Origin of the sequence: Mesorhizobium sp. M5C.F.Ca.IN.020.32.2.1, assembly GCF_004023105.1 — a bacterium.
Taxonomy (GTDB): domain Bacteria; phylum Pseudomonadota; class Alphaproteobacteria; order Rhizobiales; family Rhizobiaceae; genus Mesorhizobium; species Mesorhizobium wenxiniae.
On record NZ_RZSX01000788.1, the window covers coordinates 1 to 2944 of the forward strand.

Consider the following 2944-nt stretch of genomic DNA (forward strand, 5'->3'; position numbering starts at 1 on the left):
GCTCAACATTGGCGGCAAGCTTACGGTCGGGTTTGGAATCCTGGTCGCTTTAATGCTGCTTGTCGTCGGGTTGAACTACCTGGGAAGCATAGCGGCCGTTCGCAACATCAACAGAACCACCGATCTCAGCGCGCCAAGCGCGGTTGCATCGGCTCGGGCCCAAGCGAATCTGCTCCGCATGCTGGGCGAGGTGCGAGGTTATCTGGCACTTGGCGACGAGTCCTATCGGGATGGCTATCGGCTGGCCAACGAGGCCTTCCTTGCCGACATGCGCGAGCTTGAGGGTCTCCTGCGCGCAAAGGGCGAGTCGCCAGCCGGGCGCAGCAATGCCGAGCTCGGCATGCAAGAAATCGGTCAACTGCTGGCTGAATGGCAACCACTGTCCGAGCAGCTATTCGAACTGCGTAACGATCAGCTGCGCAGGGAACCCGCGCTCAAGATCCTTGTGAGCGACGCCAACCCGCTCATAGCGACGGTGGTGGCGTCGGCCAAAGCCATGATGCTGGCCCAGCGGAACCGTGATCCGACGGCTGCGAATACGGCGCTCCTGGCCGACCTGGCCTCGTTCCAGAGCTCCTTCTACGCGATGGTCGCTGGGCTGCGCGGCTATGTCACCACTGGACGGGAGAGCTTCAAATATGAGTATCAGGCCAACTTTAACATCAACGAAGGGGCCTGGTCCAACATCGCGAAAGAGGGCACCACGCTTGCGGCTAACCAGACTGCGTTGATCGATAGAATGGCCAAGAGCCGGACTGCATTCCTCGAGCTGCCCGCGCGGATGTTCGAGGCGGTGGAGGGCGAACACGCACGCGAGGACCTTTATCTGTTCCGCACGAAGGCAGTGCCGATCGCAGAGCGCATGCTCGCGCTCCTCGACGCTGTCGCCACTCAAGAGCAGCAGCGGCTTCAAGTCGACCTCGCGGGTGGCCGGGACCAGCTCGAACGTGCGCAACAAATAATCCTGACCGTCGGGGCAGCAGCCGTTTTGTCGGGCTTGCTGCTTGGCCTGATATTCCGGGACAGTATCGCCGGACCGATCCAGCGACTGACCAGTGTCGCCGATCGCGTGCGCAGAGGCGACCTCGCGGCCCGCGCGAAGGTCGAGTCAGGAGATGAAATCGGCAAGCTCGCTGCCAGCTTCAACAGCATGACCGTGCAACTGGCTTCGAACATTGGAGACCTCGAGAACCGCCGCAGAGAGCAGGAGAACCTCGCCAGACGGTTTCGCCGCCAGAGCGAATATCTGGGCGCCTTGCATGACACGTCGCTCGGGTTGATCGCGAGGCTCGATCTTGCCGAGCTTCTGTCGGATCTCACGAGTCGAGCAGCGCAGTTGCTGGGTACCGAGCACGGCTACGTCTACCTGGTTGACGAGGCCGGTGAATCTCTCGAGCGCAAGGTCGGAGTCGGGATCTACGCCACGCATATCGGCCAGAGGCTGGCGATAAACGAAGGGGTAGCCGGCACGGTGTGGAATACTGGCGAGCCCCTCGTGATCACCGACTATCAGAACTGGCCGGGACGGGCCGCTGCCGCAGCGCAAATGGACATCACTATTCGGGCGATCATGGGGGTGCCGCTCAAGTCCGGCGACACGGTCGTTGGAGTGCTCGGCATTGCTTACGACGACGCCTCGGCGCTCGACTTCGGCGAGGAAGAGGTCGAGTTGTTGAAGCGCTTTGGACAGCTCGCCTCGATCGCGCTGGAAAACGCTCAACTTCACACTGCAACGGCGGCTGCCAAGCGCGAGGCAGAGGAAGCGAGCAATCGCGTCGGCGAACAGAACCGCATGCTCGAATCGCTTTCCAGCAAGCTGTCCAAGTATCTCTCGCCGCAGGTTTATTCATCGATCTTCTCGGGCAAACGGAACGTCGAGATTTCTTCATCGAGAAAGAAACTCACCGTGTTCTTTTCCGACATTGCCGACTTTACCGCGACGACGGACAAACTCGAGTCCGAGGAATTGACCGAACTGCTCAATCAGTACCTGACCGAGATGGCGAAGATTGCCTTGGAGCACGGCGCAACCATCGACAAGTATGTTGGGGATGCCATCCTCGCCTTCTTCGGCGACCCCGAGACGAAAGGCACCAGAGAAGATGCGCTCGCCTGCGTCAGGATGGCGATCGCGATGCAGAGGCGCATGAAAGAACTGCAGAGAGAGTGGGTGGACGCAGGCTATAAACTGCCCTTCCATCTGCGTATCGGAATCAACACCGGCTACTGCACCGTCGGCAATTTCGGCAGTGAGGACCGGATGGACTACACCATCATCGGCGGCGAGGTGAATCTCGCCTCGCGCCTTCAGGCACATGCCGATCTTGGCGGCGTTCTGCTGGCGCATGAGACTTGGGCGCTTGTCAAGGACGACATCGAGTCAGAGGAGTTGACGCCGCTGACCATCAAAGGCTTTTCGGAACCTGTTCGGTCATATCGTGTGCTTGGAATTCGGGGCGATCAACCGACTCCCGTGCCGGTGCTCCGCCACATCCAGGAAGGATTGCGGGTCGAGATCGACGTACCCTTCCTGAAAGACGCTGGCCGAGCCGAAGCCATCAAGGTGCTCGAAGAATTTATTGCACAACTACGGACCTGAACGCTCGACACGAATGCTGAGTGCCTTGGTCGCTCGCGATATCTTTGCATACCGTTCCAGCGGTTTCGCGTCGTTCGGCTCAGGGTCAGGTCACGACGATACCCACACCAAGCTGAATGTCCGCTCTTAAAAGTTCGCAGCCCGAAGCTGCCGGTCTGCTCTCGGCCGCTTGGCGGACCTTTCGTGGGCTGGCGCTGAGAATGAGCCACAATGTTAGGACATGGCGGCCACCGGACGAACCGGCAGCCACTTTATCAATGGCCGAAGGAGAGCGGCGGCGCGATCCCGTCGCGCCGCAGCCAGCGGGCCAGAAGCAGCGCCGCCACCACCGCCAGCCCCCACCAC

Annotated in this window: 1 protein-coding gene; it reads left to right on the forward strand. The window is 60.5% G+C overall.

From position 1 onward, the window contains the following. Positions 1–2599: adenylate/guanylate cyclase domain-containing protein (locus tag EOA86_RS28850; protein ID WP_245497407.1), on the forward strand; the 2599-nt coding region annotated here is incomplete at its 5' end. Positions 2600–2944 lie beyond the last annotated feature (345 nt).